Genomic DNA, 21,595 nt, shown 5'->3' with positions numbered 1-21,595 from the left:
ATTAATCCTTGTACTTACTTGTTGGGTTGATTTTCTGTGCCGAGGGTAGTCCGTCCGAGAATGAATTTTGCTTGGGTTTCAGGGCTGCTGCATTCATGCAAATTACCAGGGGGATAGACATTCTTGACTGCAAACAATTGGTCAATAAATGCGCTCAGTTTCTCCCGTGGTTGACTAGTATCTACTCCCGCTTTGAGGTAGATCCAATCGCGATAGAGCTTCTCAAAAACGGTCATATCTTCCTTGCTAATCCAGCAGATTTTCGGCAGAATATGGGCAGGGGTTTCTTCTCGAATTACTTGTTCGGCAAATCGTCTTAATTCTAACTTTCCAAATCGTAGACCATAGGCTGGTAGAATAATCTGGATGCGATAGGAATAGGGATCGAGATCTGCGCAGTCAGTGCAGTTGCGGTCAGGGCAAATGGGTAGGAAGGGATCGTCTGGACGCTCGGGTCGTAGCAATATATTTTCAATCAAATACATGCCTTCATCAATACTCTCACTACCTTCACTGAGATTTCTGCGTTGGTAATTGGAAATGCCTAATAGTTTTGCTAATCGCTTCTCTAAACCAGAAACATTTTCAGAATCCCATAAATCTTTTTCTTCTGTGAGGCTATAGTCATAGGCTAAGGCGCGATCGCTGCTAATTGTGGGATAATCCTGAAGAAATCTGCATTTATATGCGATACTTTGTTCGGCTTGAGATCCTGAGTTTGAGTACATGGTATATCCGATGTCATGAACCCGCTCGGCAAAGCGAGCGATTAAACGATCGAGAAATCGATTGCGGCGACTGAACCCCGTAGCTTTTTCGCGATCGCTATTCTGAGTTTGCAGGATATCGATGACATTTGTGGCATTGGCAGCGTAGATTTTGGTGTAATCGGCAAAGGATTGGACTGCTTGATAGAAATAGGTTTGCTTTACGTCGGGATTAATTGAAAATAACTCCTTTACTCGACTCAACTGAAACATGTAGTTTGCCATGATTTGATCGAAGAAAAGCAGATAGGCTTTCAATTGGTAAGCTAGTGCTTTTCGCTTGTCGTCCGCCGTACTGCTCAAGCCCACTTCACTCAGTCCGTAAATTGCTGGAAAGTGGTTTTGAACTGAATAGTAATTGCCTGCTTCTTGGTAGATTCCTAAAGGAATATCCAGGTCGTTTTTCTCGTTAGTTAGCGATCGAGCAGTTGGCTCTGTAACTTCTACCTTGCCAGGTAAGACTGGCATATTGCGTTTGTAGAAGACCAGACGCGATACGGCAGGGTTCAAGTTAGCTTGCTTTCCTGGATCGACCGAAATTAGCCATTTATTAGCTAGTGGGGCTGCGGTTCCTTCGGGATTGATGATGATATCGCGAACTGCTTGCACCCCATCAATATCCATTATGATGCTGATAATATCCGAGAGGCGAATTTCTCTGCGTAAGTCAGCATTTGCTAGTTCGCGATCGTCGATAAAACCGTTCTCTAGAGCTGGGCCATCAAAAATTTCATCGACAGTATAGGCAGTTCCATCTACCTTCTGCCGAGTTAGCATTTCACTTAGAGTATAGAATCTAATCGATGGAGATAAGTATTCCTGTACGCGATCGAGAATAGTTGCATTTACTCTCGTCACATCTGCATCTGGAACGAGTTCCAATTCGGCGCAGAGTTGGAAATTCTGGATGTCTACTTCAGTAAAACTAACAAAGTCTTCGCAGAGGTTGCGGTTTGCATGTAATTTCTGTTGCACGGCCTGGCTTACATTCTGTTGAGCCTCAGCAGTGGTAATTTCATCGCTATACTGAATTTTTACCTCGTACAGACCAGCTAGATTCACCTCCACAATCTCCGGTCGGCGAGGATTCTCCCGCAGTAACTCCCCTCTGACCGTATCGGCATAATAGGTCAGTCTAGCAGGTTGCAACCAGGCATTTTTGACACCATCAATGTCGATTAGTAGTTTTCGATAGTCTAAAAGCGTTAATGGGCGGCTGGGCAAGATTTGGCGCGCTGTGAAGAATTGCTTCTTCATTTCCCTGGCATTGTTGGTTTCGCTTGCAAGCAAATCTTGAATCGGGAGCGAGGCGCGATCGCTCAAATCTGTCAGAGCATAGCATAACAACTCCAACGTCGTAATACCTGGATCGTGGACGTTATAATCCGTCCAAATTTGACTGGACAATTTCTGGACGTACTCCAGACCCTTTGCGTACAATTGCTCGCGATCGAATGCCAGTTGTCGAGTCTTCTTGGTAATAGTGAGTTGGGAAAGCATGACTAGGTTACGGGATTAATTATGTGATTGGAGATGGAAACAAGAATTGTATCGGGCGTGTGTGGCTGTATCTCATTCAGATCGATATTTTTAGTCGTGCCTGCAATGGGACTGTACATTTTAAAATCCGTGACATAATCGACATAGGGCAAATCCTCCACAAAATCCAGGATAACTGATTTATAAATTTTGCCACCAAAGGAAATATCGCGATCGCTTTCATACGCCCAAGGGGATAGGAATCGCACGATCTCCCGATCTAGTTGAGTTTTGTAGTAGTTAAATTCATAGCCAGGGTAAAATTCGACTTTAAAATCCATCTGAATCCTCTGATAGCGTGGATTTTTTACCTGTATCTTTACCTGCATCCCCGCTCGCTTTTGCACGTAGGTGGTAATGCGGTCGATCGTATCCGCATCCACCTTTGGTTCCAGCAGATTCATGGTGTTTTTGTGCTTGAGATCGGGAATAACTACGATTAAGACATGGCCGGGGACAAGCCAGGCATTTTCCTTGGCGTGGGGAATGCATTTAACTTGATGTACCTTGGAAAAAGCTTCCAGAATCAGGCGTTCGTAATCCCATGCCGCGATCGCGCGGTTCTTGTGACGCAGTCGCTCGGAGACGCGGGCGTGAAATGCATCGTCAATTTCCTCGGCACTACCGCCAAAGGAGGCGTAGGGTTGTTGCACCGTCTTGACTGCGGAGAGTCCGTTCTCAAGTTTGGTAATCTTGCCAGGTGGGAGGGCAGTCAGGAGATGACGAGGGTCGTTATCTCGATTCGCAAATTGTACTTCCACAGCATTAGCGATGACATCAACTAGCTGACAAACAGCAGTGACATTATCTGCGATCGCGGGACTAATTCTAATGGCGGCTTTGAGCCAGATCGACCCGCTGGGCAAAATCGTATTGTGAGTTGTTGCTTCGGGGGGAATAACAAATTGAATTATGCCGCTAGTGAGAAGCCGATTTGTTGTATCCAGTAAGACCTCAGAGCGGTTGAGTGGCTTCCAATAGTTATCGCATAAGACAAACCACTGGAGGTCTTCGGAGGGCAAATCCGGATTGGCGGTGCCTTCTGCCACCTGAAATAATACGCCGACGCTATCTCCGCCATTTAATTGACTCAAGCCGATTAAAAGCTCGCCAGCATGGCTGTAACTCGGTAGGAGTGGAACTACTGTGTTGATGCCTGACCGAATCCGATCCTCGATCTGTTGGCGTTGATAGCCATGCTCTCGCATCTGTCCGAAGTAACTGATGTGAAAGAAGTGCAGGCATGAATTCGCGAAATCATTGGGTGCAGTGGAGGAAATATTGACCGTATCGGAATGAGCTTTGTAGGCTAGTGAGATGCTTTGAATTGTGGGGGTGTAGGGTTCCTTTAAAATCGTCAAATCTTTCCCTTCTTTGCTATACTTCACTACATATTCGACATATTTAGTGCGATAGGTAGAGTGGAGAAAATCTCGTTCGAGGAAGAGGGCGATCTCTCCACTCCTGGGTGGCAAAGTCAAGGTATGCAGCGCAGTAGCATTACTAGAGTTAAATAATTGTACTCCAGTACTTGCATTTACCCAACTGCCACCATCGTTGAAGGCAACAGCGGCAGTAAAGGAACTGTTATTGACACTGACTCCATAACCACTGTAACGGCTTGAAAAATCTGTCGGTGCATCTTTCCACTGTACTTTTAGGGTTATTTCAGATAGTTTCTTTGCCAATGCTTCTGGATAGTCGATGAGGAAACGCGAACCCGCAGTCGGCTGGGGTCCAAATGGTAAAAAAGCTTTTTTCGGATCGAGCGTACCACTATCGCTTTCTAATTGCAGCGCAGTAATATTCGATACTTCCACTGAGATAGTGGCAGTTTGCAGCGTCACATTTCTGAAGTCGCGATAGCCGAGGTTGGGATTATTTGCTCTTAACAAGATCTTTAAGACTGGCAACCGATCGCTGTAGGAATAGCCGTGAATTGTAGGGTCGTAGTCAACTATTGCAGCTTCAGTCTCCGGCACCGTAAAACTGAATATCAGCATATTTCCAACGCTCAAACTGGGAGAAACAGTATATGTCCCCAGCCAGTTTTTGGCACCAGTTATCGATACGTCAAAAGCCTGATGGAGCGAAGCATTATTTAGTTGCGTTGCATCTACATCAGTCAACTGCAGAGATACGTCGATCTTGCGAGTACCTTCTTGCATCCGCAACACGGGAGAGGCGATCGCAAATCCCACTTCCGCCGGAGGTAGGTTCCGATCGCCAAAGCCAGACCATTTGGGATCGGTTTCCTTTAGCTTCCCACCCAAGCCATCCGAAGAATTAGCGATTGGGGCATAGCGAATCGTGCCGCGTCCCTGCCGATCGAAAAATAGGGAACGCAATGACTCGACTTTGGCAGAATTTACGATGGTTTCCCGCGTTGGTGCGTAGAGCAATTCCACATTTGTGGCATCATTTCCGGCTGAGAATAAATTTTCTGGTGCAATGCGAATGGGAGCGACATTTTTTTTGAGTTCGATTAATAGATGTACTTTGTCTGGAATTGCCGTTTTCTTTTGCAGCCGCAATACGTCTTGATAATAAAAATCGAGATGGCGTGCCGTAATCTGGTTGATAATGCTTTGGGGCTGTTTGTAAAGCTCTAGAAATGCTAGAAACAGAGCTAGATGAGGGGATGTGCTGGCTGTATTGGTATTTTCGTTTTTTAACAGTTCTGCGATCGCATCGATCTCCGACTCTTTAGGGAAAAAATTACGCCAGTCACCAATTGGAGCATCAGAACTATGGCGATAATAGTTGACAAATTCTGCCAATGCTTTGGTAAAGCGCAGCAGATCTGCTGTGGTGCGCTCGTCGATGTCAGCAAAGTGAGTTCCCAACTCCTTAGGCAGGCGATCGCTTTGGCTTTGCCCGAGTTGAAAGATGAGATTCTGGATAATGTCTTGTTCAGCCATGTTAGGTTGCCGCCTTTACAAATTTCCCAGCACTCCCCTGACTTCGTTGCCGTCAGTGATACTGAACGGATAAACGAGGTTGTAGCGCGAATTGGTAGCTCGCACTTTATATTCCATGACAATGCCGATCTTACCTTCATTTTGAGCTGTTGTATCGAGATCTAACGACAACAACTCAATTCGTGGTTCGTAGATTAAGATTGCTATCTTAATGCGATCGCTCAGATAGGTTTTTATGGTGGTACTCATCGGCTCAAACAGAATTTCCTGCATATCGAGTCCGTATTGAGGATTGAAAAACCGTTCGCCGATCGCAGTCCCAAATAGGATATTCAGACTGGCTTTAATATCTTCTTCGTCTGCTGTCATCACGACTTCGCCCGTCTCCATCACAAACTCAGGTGGAAAACTCCAACCTGTTCCCAGAAATGATGTGTAGGCTAGGTCTGGCATTGTACTTTATTCTCCCTTGAATTGCTTTTAATGGCCTTTAATCGATCGTCACTGTTGGTGCGCCCACAGCTGCCATTGCTCCGCATAAGCAGGCATCGGATGTCCGTAATGCGGGTCTGCCGCCGATGAATACTTTCGCGCTACCCATTGGGAAAATGCTGGCGGTGGGTTGATGGCCGATCGGTGGGAGCGAGCAGATGTGGCCGTCGCCTGCGACAGCGGCTGGTTGGCCGCTAATTAAGACATTGCTGACTCCGGGGCCGATAATAGTGCCACCGTGATTGCTGAGATCTCCGACTCTTACTGCTGCTGGCATAGGATTTCTTTAGTTAATTTGGACTAGACCACCTTTGATTGTGGTCGTGGCTGTGCTGGATAGTTCTGTTCCCGATGTGCCTGTTAACTTCAAATTTGTTCCTCCTTTGGCATTTAGTGATGTTCCCGACTCAATGGTCAACTCTGTTCCAGCCTTGAGCGAGATCGCTTTGCTACTCTCAATTTTGATACCGTCCCGATCCATCGTAATTTTGTTGCCATTCTGATCTTCAATTTTAATCGCTTTATCTTCCTCGTTTAACGTCAGCTTGTTGCCTGCGGGCGTTTCCAACGCGATCGCCTTCTGCTTGTCGTGGAAATAAAGTTTCATTTTGGAGCGACTTTGATATACCTTCTCGTGATTGTCATCCGATCCTTTTAATGGTGCTGGTTTCGCACTGCTGTGCAACATTCCCAAAATCACTGCCTGCCGAGGATCGTCATTCAAGAAACCCAACACCACTTCATCTCCAACCTCGGGACGGAAAAAGAAACCGCGATCGCTACCCGCATCGACTGCCGCCACCCGCGCCCAGGTGCCATCTTCGCGATCGTTCACCAATGGCATTTTCACGCGCACGCGATGTTCGCCATCGGGATCTTCATTACTCACCACCACTCCAATCTGCAAGCCATTTACGCCTGGTAGAAGAGCAGATGCTTTGGGTGCGGAAACAGCATTTTCCTCCATCAACCATTTTTCTACACTGCCAAATTGGATGTGGGTTTTCCAACCTTGCACTAGGTCAAAGTCCTGGCGCACGCCCGTCACAAATACGTTGCCGTTGTAGCGATCGCCCACTCCACTCAAGGTGACGATATCGCCGGGATTCACCGTAGGAATGCCTTCGCATTTGACTCGACCGCTCACCTTGCTCATTTGGGATTTTAGCCAGTGGGCATTCGCCCATGCCTGTGCCTCATCCTCGCTGACCGCCACATGTTGAAGTCGATAGTAATCCAGGTTCACTGCCGCAGCCAGATTCTGACTGCTCAAATTACCCGACGACTTGAATTTAGGATCTGCGGCATTCTTCTCCAAAGTAGCTTGCTGAGCAGAATCCCAGGTCAGGCTCTTAACCGCCTTGTATTGCAGGCGAGCGTCGATTTCGGCGTCTAACTCCAAAATCGTGGCACCAAACTGGAGCGTACAGACTGGCTTGCCGCCCAAAACAGGTGCTTTTACCTTTACTTGCTTGTCATTTGTAAGTACGAGTTTGCCATTCGCCTCGGCGCGTGCTAGCAGGAAATCCCAATCTGTACAGTGATACTGCACCTGTTGCTTGTGAGTTACAGATGACATCTCTACGTCCGATTCAACCTTCGCCTTTTTAAGCAGATCGCTAATAATGTCGCTGTCAGTTTTATCGAAAAAGTAGGCATTCTTGCGGCCTACCGTCAGCTTCGCAGCGGGGTGACGGCATTCCACTACTAACTGAGGCGCAGTATGGTCGCGCACTTTCAACTGTTGTCGAATTACGATTCCTTTGAACAGGGAAACCGGATCTTTGTCAGTCCCAGCTAGAATCTCAATGGCTTTGCCTGGAATAAATGTATCCGTATTACTCAAGGGAAAATTGCTGGCAGCGGCAGACCCGTCTAGATAGACCAAGCGAGCAGAAGCAATCTTATTCACCGCCTTGATGACATACACCGCTAATAACTGGTGTTCGCGTCCCACGGCTTTACCATCCACCTTGACGGTAAATTCACGATGTTCGGTAGGAATAGGTAAAGTTCGAGTTTCTGGCATTTTTACTTCTCCAAGGGGGGAAAGAAAATTTTGGTGCCGGGGGTGAGACTGCGGAAGTTAGCGATCTTGTTGGCGCGGGCGACTTCTAAATAGTAGCTAGGATCTTCGTAGATTTGATAGCACAAACCAGGCAAGGTATCGCCTGCTTTTACAAGGCGTACGTGGGTCAGATCGGACGATTGGTCTTGGGCGATCGCTTGACGAGTTTTATCGTCGGAGTTATCGGTAAAATTGGCAGTAATTACTGCCCGTAAGGGAATGCCATTGGGTTGGAAAAGTTTGTAGGCGATCGAGGCACTTTTGAGGACGCAGCGCTTGATTTGCAGAGTTCCCCACATCACTTTCAGATATTTTGTGCGGTGAATTTTGCCACTGTAACCCGTGGCGAGTTGGAACTCCTCTATTTTCTTTTGTACGTCGATTTGTTTGCCATTAGCGCCCGTGCCATCGAGAAAGAAGGTAAGCGAAAGATCGCCGGGTTTTGCTTTTTTAAAAGTCATCCGACTGTTAGTCGTACCCGAACCTTGAGCGCTGTCATATTCAATCTCATAGGCTATGGTGATTTCACTCGGATTGACATAGGCTTCAAATCTACCCTCTGGCTTTGGATCGGAATAGTCCGCTTTTTCGTAGGATAGAATTGTTAATTTTTCTAGCGTTCCCTTATCGCTCATGGTTTAGCGCTCCTCCTTTTGTCTGAGGATGTCAAGTATTCGTTCGACACATTCATTAATAATGGTTTGCTTATCGGCGGTACCTGTGGCAGGAGCAGTTGCCCCACCTGAAGCTTGATTGCTCACATCTACTGAGATAACTACTTCATCAACAACTATTGCCATGAGAAATTCTCTCCTGCGATTTCACTAAGAAACTAAGGCGGAATGTCACTGAAACGGTGCGGGTGGGCAATGCCCACTACGATATATTTAAGATTTGACCAGGGTGAAATATTGATAAAAGAACTGCAAGGTCTCGATCACTATGGCATTATTTGAGGCATTCAGATCGCTCACAGCCCATTTGGTAGGATAAGCTTTAACTACGTTCCACGTCAGTAGGGGTTGGTGTTCTTCATTCAGTAGTTTAATGAAGATATCTTTGGGTTGAATTTTGTAACCTTCCAGACACTGTTGAATCCAATCTGTCACCTTTGAATTAACCAGCAGTCCGCGCTTCAACACCAATTCTGGGTATTTGGTGCGGGTGGGATATTTCTGGATAAAGCGATTTTCTCCTCCTTCGGCTATTTCCTCAGTACCCATTTCGACTGAGAGTCCGCTGACTTCCGTGAAGCAGACATCATTAGCGGTGGCGGCCAGATCCTGCACCTCGACTTTAAAATGAAACCCAACTGGTGGATAGTAGACCACTAGAGATTCTCCACTTCTAGACCTTCGTGGGCAATTTCGAGCGATTCGATCGCGACTTCATTGCCAGTCGCTTTTAGTTGCGGTCCCTCTAACTTAACCGGAAAAGCCCTTGTAACTTTCCAACTCATGACTGGCTCGTGCTTTTCGTTGAGCAGGCTGATCGTGAGATCTTTTCTATCTACCTTGCTCAACTTCATGCCACTAATCAGCCATTGAAAGAACTTGTTATCGCTTTGCATGATGCCGCGTTTGAGCGTGATATTGTTGAACTTTCTCAAACCTGGCATTTTGATCGAAGAAAATTCGGGAAAATCACCAGCTCTATATTCGATCGCCTGGATTTCTTGGGTTAATCCAGCCACTTCGGTAAAGCCCAGTTGTTCCGTGCCGAACTCGACGCGGAAATGAAAGACGGGAAGGGGATATAGTTTGTCAGCCATAATTCTTTCTTCTGCTTAATTTGGATTAGTTTGCGATCGCGGGATTCGGGGAAATAAAACATTTTTGGGGCAGGTTTTGCGGTCGATCTTAGGGTAGAGATATTGGATTTGGGCTAAACCTGCCCCTACCCATTGATATCTTTTGCTCGAAAAACTCTTAAGATGTCTGCAATTTGTGTGAGAACTTCAAAATAATGAATTCCGCCGGACGCACGACTGCCATGCCAATTTCCACATTCATTCTGCCTTCAAGGATATCTTGAGCGGTCATAGTAATCCCCAGGCCGCATTTCACAAAAAAGGCATCTTTGGGAGTAGCTCCGGCCAGGGCACCTTCGCGCCATTTTTGGTTGAGGTAGTTTTCAATCATACCGCGCACTTTCACCCAGGTATTGGCATCGTTCGGCTCAAACACCGCCCAGAAAGTGGATTTCTTGACGCTCTCTTCGACCATATTGAAAAAGCGACGCACCGAAATATAGCGCCATTCATTATCGTTTCCTGCCAGTGTCCGCGCCCCTAAAACTAATGTCCCTTTACCCGTAAGCGATCGGATGGCGTTGATGGATTTACCAGCATTCGCGTCAACATTCAAGCTATCCGTTTCGGATAGATCGAAGTTATAAGTCGGTTCAATCACGCTAGCTAGACTCACATTGGCTGGAGCTTTCCACACACCGCGCTGTCCGTCCACCATTGCGTAGATTCCAGCGATCGCACCACTGGGTGGAATAGTAGTTGAAGTGTCATTGATACCTCTAATTATATTCTGATAAATTGGGTACCTGTCGTACAAGCTTTTCTCGTAGGTACTCACATATCCTAAAGCACCTGAGATAAAACTGTTGATCGCTTCATTAATCAGACTGAAGTTTTTGTTGATGTTGGGCAGCAGAGCAGCAGATCTGGTCTCATCGGTAGTCGCCGTACTAGGAATTGCTGTTGTTGAAGCCGCTGGTGATGATGAAGTAAATATGTTACCCCATTGGGTAGCAGATGGATCGGGATCGACTTCCCATTGCGGAGTATAAGCGCCATCTACTTTTCCGTCCAGTTCCTTTTCATTGCCGATCAGTTCACCAAAAGCATTTTTGAGGGAATTGGTGACTGAGTCTTCGATGTTTTTCTTCAGCTCAGTGCCTTTTACTCCAATAATCGAATCAAGGAAACCATCTATAAGACTGGCGATTTCAAACAAGAACCCGAAAAGTGCCTGCATATTGGCAAGCGTTTTACTATTTTTATAGGCGGTAAGTAACGTATCGTATCTGGCTGTGAGCGATGCAATACCTGCCAACCGTGTTGTGATTTGGCTATTAAGAGCATCGGTATCGGATAATGCCACATCTAATCTTGTAATAGCAGCTTGAATCTCAGTATCAGTGGTCAATGTGTTCAAGTTAACCGTTGCAGCCCCTTTTTTGATCGCTGATTTCACATCTTTATAAGACACATTCTTCGGATAATTGACTTTCAGCCAGGGTGTGTAGGCAGCTCCGTATTTAAGGTTATTAATGCCGATTTTTTCACGGAAAGAGGTTCCATTAAGGTCATTACTTCGGGTATCCAAAATACCTACGCGATCGCCAAGCTTGGCGCACTGAGAGAGTGCATGAATCTGAACAGCGCTCAGCTTGTCAGCATCTAGTCCAGCAGCATCCGGAAAAAGGAGAATGGTAGGCTCATCGTATTTCTTTAACGCATCTATACCCTTCTTCAATTTCTCTTGGTCTACTGGTTCTGAGTAAAAACCTACGGCTACTATATAGCAATTCCCACCACCATTATCAAAGAACAACCTGATGCTGTCGTACAAATAGTAATTGTTGGTAAAACTAGATCTGAGGAAATTATTATTTTCATCAATTACAACTTCGGAAAGATTTATCTTGGCTGCTTTGCCAAAATAAGTCTCGAAGTCGAGTAACGAACTGATTTTTGTAGGAATTTCCAGGAGATCGTTCCCTGAGAGTTTGGTTGCTTTGGCAGTATAGCCAATGAAAGCGGGAATCGCAGTTTCGACTTCTGCTACCGAGGGCGGAAAGATCGAAATTTCTTCTACGTAAACATCAGGAGTTTTGTAAGTTGGCATGGGTTTGTATCCTTAAGGTCTAGGTTTTGCAAGTTGGACGATCGCATCTGCATTTGTTTTATTGACATCAGGCTGAGGCAAATGGGAAATCAGCACTGTGTCGTTTGATTTCAACTGGATCTTCTGGCGGGCTTTTTCCTGTCGCGGCACGGTTATCTGCGACTTAAACAGCGCTATTTTGACATCACCATTGCCAAGTAAACCTGGAGGGATGTCACCCTCCGTAAAAGCAGCAGGAAGCACTTTAGTGAAATTAATTTGCGATCGCCCCTCTTCTCCAGCATCTGAAACAGTCAACTGATTGAACTGAGAATCAGAGTAGTTCTGGGCGAGTATGTAATATTTCAGAGTTTCTTCCCTAGCTTTAAACGCGATCGTGAATTCTGGCGGTTGGTCAGGAGGTTTGGTATAGAGGCTATCCGCGATCGCAATTTCAATCGCACCGAAAATCCCTTGCTGTTGTAACTCCAAGTCGGAGTAATAACTAGTAGTTTGGGTGCCGCTAGAACTGGATTCCTCGACACTATAGAGACCTGATGCTTTCCCTGTGAGATTAAAAGAAACGCTGGAACGATTGTTTTCGGTTGCGATCGTGCCTGGTGCATCTGTCAATTCTGGTGGTAAAACCTGTCCATCGCTATTTTTGAGAGTTACGGTTATCGGTCGTGCCGTTGTTTGGCTTAGAGAATGATTCAATACTTGACCTACTAAGGCCACAGCTTTAGGTTTATCCAGAACAAGGGGATTTGCAGAATTCCTATAGAGAGGGCAAAATGAGTAAAAATCTAGAGCCGAGATGGGAATTTGCGTCAAGTTATCGAAGTCGGAGCTAGTAAATTGCGTGAAGTTGCTAAAGAAAGGATTGAGCAATTTTAAGCCAATGCGGAGGCTTTTACCTGCCAGGGAAACCAGGGGCTTGCCCGTTCGATCTGTTGCATCTGCCCCATCTTCAGCCGCCTCATCTACTGCAAACAAAACGTGCAGTTTACCATCGCGGATTTTTGCTATTAGTTTGCCATTATTTAACAATTGAACGCTATCTACAGGGATGATAAAGCTGAAATCCTTACAGCCCTGAGTATAGTATGTATGGGATATAGCGATCGTAAATAATGTGCGAAATAGCATGATCGTTGAAAGCCTTATAGACTGCGCAATAGTAGTCAAGGAGCGGACAGGTAGCGGGAGTAACTAAAATGTTCTATTAAATTTTTTTGGTTTATCGACTGTGAAGATTTGTTTTGACTTCCATAATGGGTAACTGAATAGCTTTTGGCACCATGCCCTGTACTGATACCATGCGAATCTTGTAAATAAGTGATGGTAATTGTTTGGCTCCAATAAACGCCCATATCTGATTCAATTGCTCGTAGTTAAGCGATTGTAACTCTGCCGTCAATTTATCAATACGCGAGTCGAGAGCAGGATATTCTAGTGAGGTAAAAGCAGGATGCATCTGGAAATACATCAATATATAAGAGATGTATTTTAAAGCTTGGTCGTAGTTTGGTCGGGAGCTAGAGTCTTTCGGGAAATTAGCGGCAAACAACACATACAAATTAAGCTTTAAGTCAGGTTCTAAGATGACATGTTGCCCATTTGCATAAATGCGATCTGGAACCTGGGATTTAAAAATACGATCTTCCTCAATGTTGATGATGGAAGCAGCAATGCTGTTCGTAACCGTATATTTACCTGTCTCATCCACTAAGTTAACGATCTCGACAGTAGCCGAGTCCGAACCGATCTGGGTTTGCAAATAAGTATTTAATTCATTTTTAAGAAATGTAAGTGCAATATCTAACATTGTCGAAAAAAGTCATAGCTTTCTACAACGTCACCCCTCAATCCTACATTCCGCAACCCGATTTGAACAGTGAGAAAAAGTCAGAAAAAGTCAGAAAAAGTAAGGAGTTTACTTTTGTGAAGGTAGGTAAGTATTAACCTACCAAGAATGACATAATGTTGGGAATACCTTAAGTTCTTGAAGATTTGCTTTGCCGTGGTAAATCAACGCCGAAAATCAGGGGTTCGTGTTGTTAGCAGCGCCATCTGTGTAGCTTGTAGCGCGATCGCACCCACTCTAGTTACCGATCCGGCTTTTGCACAAATTGTTCCCGATCGCACGCTCGGCGATCGCAATTCTGTAGTGGTTCCTAATGTAATTCGCAATGGCGTAGCGATCGATCGCATTGATGGTGGTGCCGTGCGGGGTTCCAATCTCTTCCATAGCTTTCAACAGTTTAACATCAATCTCGGGCAGAGAGTTTACTTCAACAATCCCAGCGGGATCGCTAATATCTTTAGTCGCGTCACTGGCGGTAATGTTTCCAATATTGATGGGGTATTGGGAGTTTTGGGCAATGCCAATCTATTTCTGCTAAATCCTAGCGGTATTATCTTTGGCCCTAATGCTCGACTGGATGTTGGTGGTTCTTTTGTGGCTAGCACTGCTAACAGCATCAAATTTGGCGATGGCATTGAATTTAGCGCTACAGAATCGCAAACACCACCTTTATTAACGATTAGCGTACCAACCGGATTGCAGTTTGGCAATACCGCTGCGAAGATCGTCACCCGTTCTCAAGCAGACAATGTGGGATTGCAGGTGCCGACTGGAAAGACATTAGCCCTGGTGGGAGGAGATTTAGACATCGCTGGTGGATTTCTCACTGCTGAAAGGGGAAGGATCGAACTGGGTAGCGTGGCTCCTACCTCCCTGGTCAGCCTCGCTCCCATTCCTCAAGGTTGGTTGTTAGGATATCAAGGTGTGAATGACTTTCAAGATATTAAGTTATCGCAGTTAGCCTTTGTGGATACTACCGATCGCACGACTAACAACGGTGGTGGTGATATCCAGGTGCAGGGTCGCCAGTTGCTGATTACTGAAGGGTCAGCCATCCAGGCAACTACATTAGGTGCTTTGCCTGGCGGGAATATTCAGGTAACGACAACTGATTCCATCGAAGTGGTTGGCAAATCTCAAGGCTTTAATAGTGGGATAGCGGCAACCGTTTGTGCGACAGGCATTGACTGTTCTCGTGCCACTGGCAATGGTGGGGATATTAGCCTGATAACAAAGTTACTGAGCGTGCGAGATGGCGCGCAGATTACGACAAATACCTTTGGCAGTGGCAGAGCAGGTAACTTAATCGTTAAAGCCGCTCGGATCGAGTTAGTCGGTACTGATGGTGAAATCGCTAGCGGTTTATTTGCCTCATCGAATTCGTTTGGCAATAGCGGCAATCTCACGATCGATGCACAGCGTTTACTGGTTCTGGATGGAGCGATCGCTCAGGTTACCACATTTAGCTCCGGTAAGGCGGGAGACTTAACCGTTAACGCAAATACGATCGAACTAAATGGGGCGTATAGGCGCAGTAGCGATCGCGCCACAATATCGGGTGGATTGAAGGCTTCCTCGGATATCAACTCCACGGGTAACGGTGGGAACCTGGTAGTTAATGCGGGACGGTTTACAATCCTCAACGGTGCTGAAGCCCAGTCCAGCACTCTCGGATCGGGTAGAGCTGGGACTGTGACTGTCAAGGCATCGGAATTAGTGGAATTGTCGGGGCGCACTTTTGACAATCGATTTGCCAGTGCGATCCGCACTGCGTCAGGTTTAGAGGGGGTTACTACCACTGCCACAGGGCAAGCAGGGGATGTGACGATCGCAGCTCCAACTGTAATTGTCCGTAACGGTGCAGAGATTAAAGTGAGTGCAACTGGCACGGGAGCGGCGGGTAACTTGAATATTGACGCTAATTTGGTGCGCCTGGATCGGCAGGGTACCTTGCAGGCGGAAACTAGAGCAGGCGATCGCGGCAATATCAACCTGCAAACCAGAGATTCGTTGCAATTACTGCGCAACAGCAACATCTCAGCCAATGCTTTTGGCACGGCTACTGGTGGCAATGTGTTTATTAATGCTACAACTCTGGCAGCACTCCAGAATAGCGATATCAGTGCTAATGCAGAGTTTGCTTTTGGCGGTCGCGTAATCGCGAACGTACCGCAAGGCTATTTTAACACGCCAGATAGTGAAATCACTGCTACCTCAGCATTAGGACAAGAGTTCAATGGCGTGGTAGAAATCCGCACGCCAGATATTGATGCCAGTAAAGGACTTGTGACTCTCTCCCTCACTCCCGTTGATGTTAGCAAGTTAATTGCCCAACGATGTTTGGCCGATCGCAAAGGTAACGAATTTATCATTACAGGTAGGGGTGGGTTACCAACATTACCCAACGATCTATTGCGGACAAATAGCACGTTAGAAGATTTAGGTAGAGAGGAATCCCTTTTAAAGAGCGATCGCAATTCGCCTGTAGAATCATCTGCGCAATCGTCGGAGTCATCCCATCTCAATTCGGCATCGCAGGCAGAGATAATTACTGAAGCCCAACAATGGGCGATCGCAAAAGATGGCAAAGTAGTACTGCTGAGTCAGGTTCCGCATAGTCAGTCGCCCGGTCATGCGATCGGAGCGATTACCTGCCCCAAGTAACCCAAAAGATCGAGTTCCTGGCTAACGCCAGGCAATATGAGGGATAATTAACGCGGATTTGGTAATATTGCAGTGAGATTCATCCTCAGTTTAGTAATGGTAGTGGGGCTAAAGGCTTATCAGAGAAAGTAATAGTGGTGGTAGTCAAATTGCTATTTAGCACGATTGGAACCGATATATCTGAAACTATATCTGAATCGTTGAAAAGCTGGTAACCATAATTTGCCTCCTCGAATCCTACTGTGCCCAGGCCAAGCAAGGATGTATCGATTGTTAGCGTTATGGTTTCAGGTAAAGCAGAGCGGATAGGAACATATGTACTGAAAACTATATTCCCGCTGTTAATATCGAGTACCCCACTCGCCGACCAACCCTCGCCTCCACCACCAAGTCTAGTCCATGCATTTACAGGGGTTAGAGAAGGGAGATTGGTGAGCCCAACAGTAGCTTTATTAGACTGAGCCGATATTCTTAATCTGAGTGGCAGATCGAAATTAGTAGTACTGAAACCGATTTCACTGCTGATAGTTTTGCTGTCAACGCCTTTCACCACTGCAATCGTCTGTCCTGAGATTTTATCTGTAATTACAGTATCGCTCCCACTGTCAAACACGTTGAGATTATCGATATTAAATTCGCCACTCACGATCGCAAATGCATCTTCATTAACGCGAAAATCGGTAATTGTATCAGTCCCTTTATTGTATTGCAGGACGAATGTATCGCTTCCAACTCCACCTGTAAGGATGTTTGCACCAAAGTCGCCGTAGAGCGTATCATCGCCGCCACCGCCGTTGAGAGAATCGTCATCTTTCCCACCGCGCAGAATGTCATTGCCTTCATCGCCGTTCAATGTATCGTTGCCGTTATTGCCATTGACTTCCTCATTGCCACCATCGCCCTGTACGAGATCGTTACCTTGTCCGCCACGTAGAAAATCATTGCCGCCAGCCCCGAAAATGACATCATCGCCCCTGTTACCGTTAATATCGTCCTCAGCATCCGAACCCGTGACAGTATCATCACCATCAAGCGCCCGCACAGAATCGCCTAACTTGTATACTGTGGCTCCTGAGTTTACCTGCTCGAGGTTTAACGTAACAGCGTCAACATCGTTAGTTAGATCGAAAAAAGCCATAGACTCCTTACTTAGTATGTCTTAGTCAACTAAACAAAGCGCCTTAAACTTAACCACTTAAGCACACATTTGGTCGCCTGGTTAAACCAATCAGAAAAAGTTGGAAAATGTAAGGTTTAAAATTAGGTAGCAAAAGGCACAAGTTGCGATCGCTTTGCCTGTATAAGCTGTATAGCAAGGTATACCAATTAGGAATTAGGATGGGGTGTAGGGGTAACCCTACGTGGGGCACAGCCCTCACCCTCATACTTAAAACTTAAAAGCTATATGCTGTGAAAGAATGTAAGGTCGATCTGAATCATGCTTAGTCGAGTTGCTGACTCTATTTACTGGCTAAATCGCTATATCGAGCGAGCCGAGAATGTCGCTCGGTTTATTGACGTTAATCTCAAACTAATTATGGAAATGCCCATTGGACTAGCACAATGGGAGCCATTGATCATGACCACCGGCGATCTGTCCATGTTCCAGACAAGGTACGGTCAAGCCACTGCTGAAAATGTCATTCATTTCCTCAGTTTCGATCCTAAATATCCTAATTCTATTCTCTCTTGCTTGCGTGCCGCCCGCGAAAATGCCCGTTCCATCAGGGAAATTATCTCGACCGAGATGTGGGAACAGATTAATTCTTTCTATCTTTTCGTGCAGGAAGCCGCGACTAAGCAATCATCTTCAGAAATGCATCACGAATTTTTTGCAGAAGTCAAGATTGCCAGCCACCTATTTGCTGGGATCATGGATGCTACGATGACCCATAATGAAGGTTGGCATTTTGGACAAGTGGGGCGTTTTTTAGAAAGGGCAGATAAAACCTCGCGCATTCTTGATGTCAAGTATTTTATTCTACTTCCCTCCGTCAAAGATGTTGGCACAACTCTGGATGAAGTGGAATGGATGTCTCTGCTCAAATCTGCTAGCGCCTATGAAATGTACCGTAAAACGGGTCAGCATCGCATTACGCCCACTCAAGTGGCGGAATTCCTGATCCTCAATCGTGAGTTCCCCCGTTCGATTCAGTTCTGTCTTCTCCAGGCGGAACGCTCCATCTATCAGATTGCTGGCACGCCATCCGGTACCTGGACAAATCCTTTAGAACGAACTCTGGGACAATTGCGATCGGAATTGGATTATTTGACAATTGAGGAGATCATTCAGTCTGGATTACATGAATTTCTCGATCATCTGCAACAACGTCTGAATGATGTAGGTGACAAAATATTTCAAACTTTCTTCACTTTAGAATGAATCATGAACGTTACCAATCATGCGCTACAAAATCTTCCATGCTACAACCTATAGTTATGCACAAACCGTAAGCCTGTTGCCCCATATGCTGCGGTTGCGACCGCGCTGCGATATCATGCAAAAATTGTTGCATTTCCAATTGGACATCGATCCTGAACCAGCTAACCTTTCGCAAATTGTCGATTTGGATGGTAATGCGATCGCTCAGATTTGGTTCGAGCAGCCCACTCAGTATCTTACAGTGCAAGCTAGTTCGGAAGTGGAGACCTATTGTGACAACCCATTTAATTACCTACTGGAACCTTGGGCAACGCGGCTGCCAATCGATTATCCTGCCTCGTACTTAACGCAGTTACAGCCATATTTAAATTCAGGACAAGCCTATGGGCAATCGATCGGACAATCCATCTGCGACCCGATCGCTACTCAGCTTGCCCAGGAACTAAGACACGATAGTCAGGATTGGGTAGTAACTTTCCTTGGCAACCTCAATCAAAGACTCTACGAAGAATGTCGCTATGTTATACGGGAAGAAGGTGCACCCATGCCTGCCGGTCTTACCTGGAGCCGAAAGGAAGGCTCTTGCCGGGATCTCACCGTCTTATTTATGGAAGTGTGTCGGGCCGTTGGTATACCCGCTCGCTTTGTCAGCGGCTACCAGGAAGGCGACCTTGATTCTACTGAGCGACATCTTCATGCCTGGGCTGAGATATATCTGCCGGGGGCGGGCTGGCGCGGTTACGATCCAACGCATGGGTTGGCGGTCAGCGATCGCCACATCGCGATCGCTGCTAGCGCCCTCCCCATTTACACGGCTCCCATTACGGGTAAGCTGAAATCTGGCAATGTCAGTTCCAGTATAGAGTTTTCTCTCTCTATCCAAAAAATTTTTGAATGACTCATGTTACAGATCGCCAGTTGCCAGCATCTGAATGATGCGCGGCGTGCCCGGATCGAAGCCACCCAAATCCCAAGACATCGGGTCTTTAGGATCGCTTAGCGTAATCCGATAAGGAGCCAGCGTCACGTAGACAGCCTTCGCATTGGGGTTTACCTTCTGACGATATGCTGCCAATGCTTCGCTAGGGTGGCGGCGACCTGCCCAAGACTCTGAGTCAGTCCAGAAGCAGATTATATCTGCCTTGAACTTGTGCTGAATCATCCAATCGTATGCGACTGAGGCATCGGTACCGCCAAAATTCCGATCGGATGCCTTTTGCAACGCAGAGCTAAATGAATCTTTAGCAGTAACGCGCAGATCGCAAAAATCGGTAGCAAAACCACGGATTGCGTAGTTCTGCTCGGACTTAGCAGTCACCAGAGCCATTGCTGTAGCAATTTCACAGCAGGTGAGACCGACGGAACTAACTGTCGTATAAGACATCGAGCCAGATACGTCTACCGCATGCATAAACACCTTGCCAGTTGGTGCGATCGCGTCGAATGATAATTCCACAGATTTCTCTAGAATATCTACAATGCGAGGGATTGCCTGCCAGGTCTTTTGGCTGCGTCCGAGTTGACCGCCGGATTGATAGGTCTTGAGTGCCTTCAACACGTCGATGGGATGGATGCGCCCCTTGTGCAGATGCTCCTTGCTATTCAGCATAGACTCTACCCGCTTGAGGTTTGCCTTGTCGTCAACGCGCAAGACACCCAACTCTGTGAGCGAACCCAGGTTGCGCAACAGCGCGCCAATCGGCATCTCGTTAAACAGCAACTGCCATGCCTGTCTGTCCATTTTACCAACTGGAGCTGCCATCTCGTGGGTGAGATGACCGCACGCGATCGCTTCATGGGTGCGATCGGGATTGCGCTTGAGCCACTCATACCACCAGATCTGCGCCAAAGTCTCAGATGGGATATCAGTAGGGAGTTCCTGCCAACCCTTGACTACCCAGTTATACAAAGCCTGGTGCTCGTCACTGATGGGTTTGACGTGGAATAGACGCAAAGCATCGCGGTGAGAAAATCCCTGCCGCTGTTGATACTTCAGCAACTGATAGGCTAATGCCTTCACGTTGGGGTTAGAGAGCCAGGATTTGCCGCACTCCCGCACGATCTTGCCAAAGCCACGCAGAGATTTGGTATAGCTCAACCACTCGTAGAAGTGGCTGCCAGTACGAACTACTTGGGCAAATATCTCACCAAAAGCCTGTTTTGCTTCCGGCGCTTCGCCCATAGACAGCAATACGAGTGCAAAAATAGGAGCGCTGTTGTTGATGGCACGACCGTCGCTGGCATAGAGAATCTCTTGAGCCACGCGGGCTGGATTCTCATGCACGCACTGACGGATGACATTGACAAAATCGTCAGTTAGTTCCTGCTTGCCCGCATAGTAGGTACTTTTGGCAGTACCAATCAGCAAGCAACGCCGCAACATGCTCCAGATACCGGCATCAAACATATAGCCACCCGAACGTCCCTGAACCATTTCTGACTCGCGACCCTTAATTGGCTGACTCTGGGGTGTATTAGTAGATTTTTGCGTAAAGAATTTGTAGTTCATTTGTTTAAGCTCCGTCCCTTGCGGGCAATAAATGGAGAGGGGGCAGAACGGGAATCGAACCCGCATCTCGCAGCGAACAAAGGAGGGTAATCGTTAAGAGCGATAACCTTCGTTCTTTCGTCCTTTACAGGCAAATATGGCGCTCTACCAATTGAGCCATCCACCCCAAGAATCATTGGTGTAGCGGGAGGGGACTCGAACCCCTGTCCACCCGATTATGAGTCGATAACCCTCATTTTTCGACCCTTGCGGATTAGTTGCAAACAAGGATGTTTTTGGCGCTCTACCACTGAGCTACCCGCCACAAAATTCAATGTAGCATATATACTACAAAAATGCTACATAGTAATAATGCTAATTTTCAAAAACACGATATAGCCGTAGACAGATCTGTTAGGACAGGGGGTGTGGCGGCTGCGCCCCCACGCAGGGGTTCCACCCCTGCACCCCCTCCTAAGCCTATTGGCTATAGCTATAAATAAATTGCAAGTAGAAGGGTTAGAACTCTTGCAAGAACGCAACCATATCAATGCCTGTAAACGT

17 protein-coding genes and 1 tRNA gene are annotated in these 21,595 nt (G+C 46.6%); 3 read left to right on the top strand and 15 right to left on the bottom strand.

Annotation, left to right across the window (positions count from 1 at the left end; all coding sequences use genetic code 11):
- Positions 1-14 precede the first annotated feature (14 nt).
- The 12 genes from PSE6802_RS0101000 to PSE6802_RS0100945 form a co-directional block, all read right to left on the bottom strand.
- On the bottom strand, positions 15-2,267 hold the full coding sequence (locus PSE6802_RS0101000) for a hypothetical protein (protein WP_019498214.1): 2,253 nt from the start codon (positions 2,265-2,267) through the stop codon (positions 15-17).
- Between the two features lie 2 nt (positions 2,268-2,269).
- On the bottom strand, positions 2,270-5,227 hold the full coding sequence (locus PSE6802_RS0100995) for a baseplate J/gp47 family protein (RefSeq protein WP_019498213.1): 2,958 nt from the start codon (positions 5,225-5,227) through the stop codon (positions 2,270-2,272).
- A gap of 15 nt (positions 5,228-5,242) precedes the next feature.
- A complete protein-coding gene (locus PSE6802_RS0100990; protein ID WP_019498212.1) occupies positions 5,243-5,680 on the bottom strand; it encodes a GPW/gp25 family protein in 438 nt (145 codons plus the stop codon).
- A 37-nt stretch (positions 5,681-5,717) separates the two neighbouring features.
- Positions 5,718-5,996 carry a PAAR domain-containing protein gene (locus tag PSE6802_RS0100985; protein WP_019498211.1) on the bottom strand — a complete coding sequence of 93 codons (279 nt, stop codon included), beginning with the start codon at positions 5,994-5,996 and terminating at the stop codon, positions 5,718-5,720.
- A 9-nt stretch (positions 5,997-6,005) separates the two neighbouring features.
- Positions 6,006-7,748, bottom strand: coding sequence for a type VI secretion system tip protein VgrG (vgrG, locus tag PSE6802_RS0100980; protein WP_019498210.1), 1,743 nt, complete (start codon positions 7,746-7,748; stop codon positions 6,006-6,008).
- Between the two features lie 2 nt (positions 7,749-7,750).
- Positions 7,751-8,422: a CIS tube protein gene (locus PSE6802_RS0100975; RefSeq protein ID WP_019498209.1), complete on the bottom strand. Its 672-nt coding sequence runs from the start codon at positions 8,420-8,422 to the stop codon at positions 7,751-7,753.
- Between the two features lie 3 nt (positions 8,423-8,425).
- Positions 8,426-8,587 carry a DUF5908 family protein gene (locus PSE6802_RS34195; RefSeq protein ID WP_019498208.1) on the bottom strand — a complete coding sequence of 54 codons (162 nt, stop codon included), beginning with the start codon at positions 8,585-8,587 and terminating at the stop codon, positions 8,426-8,428.
- A gap of 87 nt (positions 8,588-8,674) precedes the next feature.
- Positions 8,675-9,118, bottom strand: coding sequence for a phage tail protein (locus PSE6802_RS0100965; protein ID WP_019498207.1), 444 nt, complete (start codon positions 9,116-9,118; stop codon positions 8,675-8,677).
- Positions 9,118-9,558: a phage tail protein gene (locus PSE6802_RS0100960; protein WP_019498206.1), complete on the bottom strand. Its 441-nt coding sequence runs from the start codon at positions 9,556-9,558 to the stop codon at positions 9,118-9,120. The genes PSE6802_RS0100965 and PSE6802_RS0100960 overlap by 1 nt, the downstream gene beginning before the upstream one ends.
- Positions 9,559-9,715: 157 nt before the next feature.
- Positions 9,716-11,650, bottom strand: coding sequence for a phage tail sheath family protein (locus tag PSE6802_RS34585; protein WP_019498205.1), 1,935 nt, complete (start codon positions 11,648-11,650; stop codon positions 9,716-9,718).
- 12 nt (positions 11,651-11,662) lie between these two features.
- Entirely contained in the window at positions 11,663-12,778 is a 1,116-nt protein-coding gene (locus tag PSE6802_RS0100950) for a hypothetical protein (protein WP_019498204.1), read from the bottom strand.
- A 91-nt stretch (positions 12,779-12,869) separates the two neighbouring features.
- Positions 12,870-13,457: a Pvc16 family protein gene (locus tag PSE6802_RS0100945; RefSeq protein ID WP_019498203.1), complete on the bottom strand. Its 588-nt coding sequence runs from the start codon at positions 13,455-13,457 to the stop codon at positions 12,870-12,872.
- A 195-nt stretch (positions 13,458-13,652) separates the two neighbouring features.
- Between PSE6802_RS0100945 and PSE6802_RS27245 the strand changes: the two genes are divergently transcribed.
- Entirely contained in the window at positions 13,653-16,160 is a 2,508-nt protein-coding gene (locus PSE6802_RS27245; RefSeq protein ID WP_162139184.1) for a two-partner secretion domain-containing protein, read from the top strand.
- An 85-nt stretch (positions 16,161-16,245) separates the two neighbouring features.
- On the opposite strand, the gene PSE6802_RS30625 is transcribed toward PSE6802_RS27245, so the two are convergent.
- Positions 16,246-17,298 carry a calcium-binding protein gene (locus PSE6802_RS30625; protein ID WP_019498201.1) on the bottom strand — a complete coding sequence of 351 codons (1,053 nt, stop codon included), beginning with the start codon at positions 17,296-17,298 and terminating at the stop codon, positions 16,246-16,248.
- A gap of 300 nt (positions 17,299-17,598) precedes the next feature.
- Between PSE6802_RS30625 and PSE6802_RS0100930 the strand changes: the two genes are divergently transcribed.
- Both PSE6802_RS0100930 and PSE6802_RS0100925 read left to right on the top strand, forming a co-directional pair.
- Positions 17,599-18,543: an alpha-E domain-containing protein gene (locus PSE6802_RS0100930; RefSeq protein WP_019498200.1), complete on the top strand. Its 945-nt coding sequence runs from the start codon at positions 17,599-17,601 to the stop codon at positions 18,541-18,543.
- 19 nt (positions 18,544-18,562) lie between these two features.
- Positions 18,563-19,441 carry a transglutaminase family protein gene (locus PSE6802_RS0100925; RefSeq protein WP_019498199.1) on the top strand — a complete coding sequence of 293 codons (879 nt, stop codon included), beginning with the start codon at positions 18,563-18,565 and terminating at the stop codon, positions 19,439-19,441.
- A gap of 6 nt (positions 19,442-19,447) precedes the next feature.
- Here the strand turns inward: PSE6802_RS0100925 and PSE6802_RS0100920 are convergent, their stop codons facing one another.
- Together PSE6802_RS0100920 and PSE6802_RS32985 are read right to left on the bottom strand one after the other, a co-directional pair.
- On the bottom strand, positions 19,448-21,052 hold the full coding sequence (locus PSE6802_RS0100920; protein ID WP_019498198.1) for a TROVE domain-containing protein: 1,605 nt from the start codon (positions 21,050-21,052) through the stop codon (positions 19,448-19,450).
- Positions 21,053-21,228: 176 nt separating this feature from the next.
- Positions 21,229-21,357 (bottom strand) — tRNA-Met (locus PSE6802_RS32985).
- Between the last annotated feature and the right edge of the window lie 238 nt (positions 21,358-21,595).

Origin of the sequence: Pseudanabaena sp. PCC 6802, assembly GCF_000332175.1 — a bacterium.
Taxonomy (GTDB): Bacteria; Cyanobacteriota; Cyanobacteriia; order Pseudanabaenales; family Pseudanabaenaceae; genus PCC-6802.
The sequence above is the reverse complement of the archived record's forward strand: the minus strand, read 5'-3'. Positions and strand labels throughout refer to the sequence as shown.

Excerpts from the sequence above, each read along its gene's own strand:
- PSE6802_RS0101000 (WP_019498214.1), bottom strand. The coding sequence starts at position 2,267 with ATGCTTTCCCAACTCACTATTACCAAGAAGACTCGACAACTGGCATTC.
- PSE6802_RS0100995 (WP_019498213.1), bottom strand. The coding sequence starts at position 5,227 with ATGGCTGAACAAGACATTATCCAGAATCTCATCTTTCAACTCGGGCAA.
- PSE6802_RS0100990 (WP_019498212.1), bottom strand. The coding sequence starts at position 5,680 with ATGCCAGACCTAGCCTACACATCATTTCTGGGAACAGGTTGGAGTTTT.
- PSE6802_RS0100985 (WP_019498211.1), bottom strand. The coding sequence starts at position 5,996 with ATGCCAGCAGCAGTAAGAGTCGGAGATCTCAGCAATCACGGTGGCACT.
- vgrG (WP_019498210.1), bottom strand. The coding sequence starts at position 7,748 with ATGCCAGAAACTCGAACTTTACCTATTCCTACCGAACATCGTGAATTT.
- PSE6802_RS0100975 (WP_019498209.1), bottom strand. The coding sequence starts at position 8,422 with ATGAGCGATAAGGGAACGCTAGAAAAATTAACAATTCTATCCTACGAA.
- PSE6802_RS34195 (WP_019498208.1), bottom strand. The coding sequence starts at position 8,587 with ATGGCAATAGTTGTTGATGAAGTAGTTATCTCAGTAGATGTGAGCAAT.
- PSE6802_RS0100960 (WP_019498206.1), bottom strand. The coding sequence starts at position 9,558 with ATGGCTGACAAACTATATCCCCTTCCCGTCTTTCATTTCCGCGTCGAG.
- PSE6802_RS34585 (WP_019498205.1), bottom strand. The coding sequence starts at position 11,650 with ATGCCAACTTACAAAACTCCTGATGTTTACGTAGAAGAAATTTCGATC.
- PSE6802_RS0100950 (WP_019498204.1), bottom strand. The coding sequence starts at position 12,778 with ATGCTATTTCGCACATTATTTACGATCGCTATATCCCATACATACTAT.
- PSE6802_RS0100945 (WP_019498203.1), bottom strand. The coding sequence starts at position 13,457 with ATGTTAGATATTGCACTTACATTTCTTAAAAATGAATTAAATACTTAT.
- PSE6802_RS30625 (WP_019498201.1), bottom strand. The coding sequence starts at position 17,298 with ATGGCTTTTTTCGATCTAACTAACGATGTTGACGCTGTTACGTTAAAC.
- PSE6802_RS0100930 (WP_019498200.1), top strand. The coding sequence starts at position 17,599 with ATGCTTAGTCGAGTTGCTGACTCTATTTACTGGCTAAATCGCTATATC.
- PSE6802_RS0100925 (WP_019498199.1), top strand. The coding sequence starts at position 18,563 with ATGCGCTACAAAATCTTCCATGCTACAACCTATAGTTATGCACAAACC.
- PSE6802_RS0100920 (WP_019498198.1), bottom strand. The coding sequence starts at position 21,052 with ATGAACTACAAATTCTTTACGCAAAAATCTACTAATACACCCCAGAGT.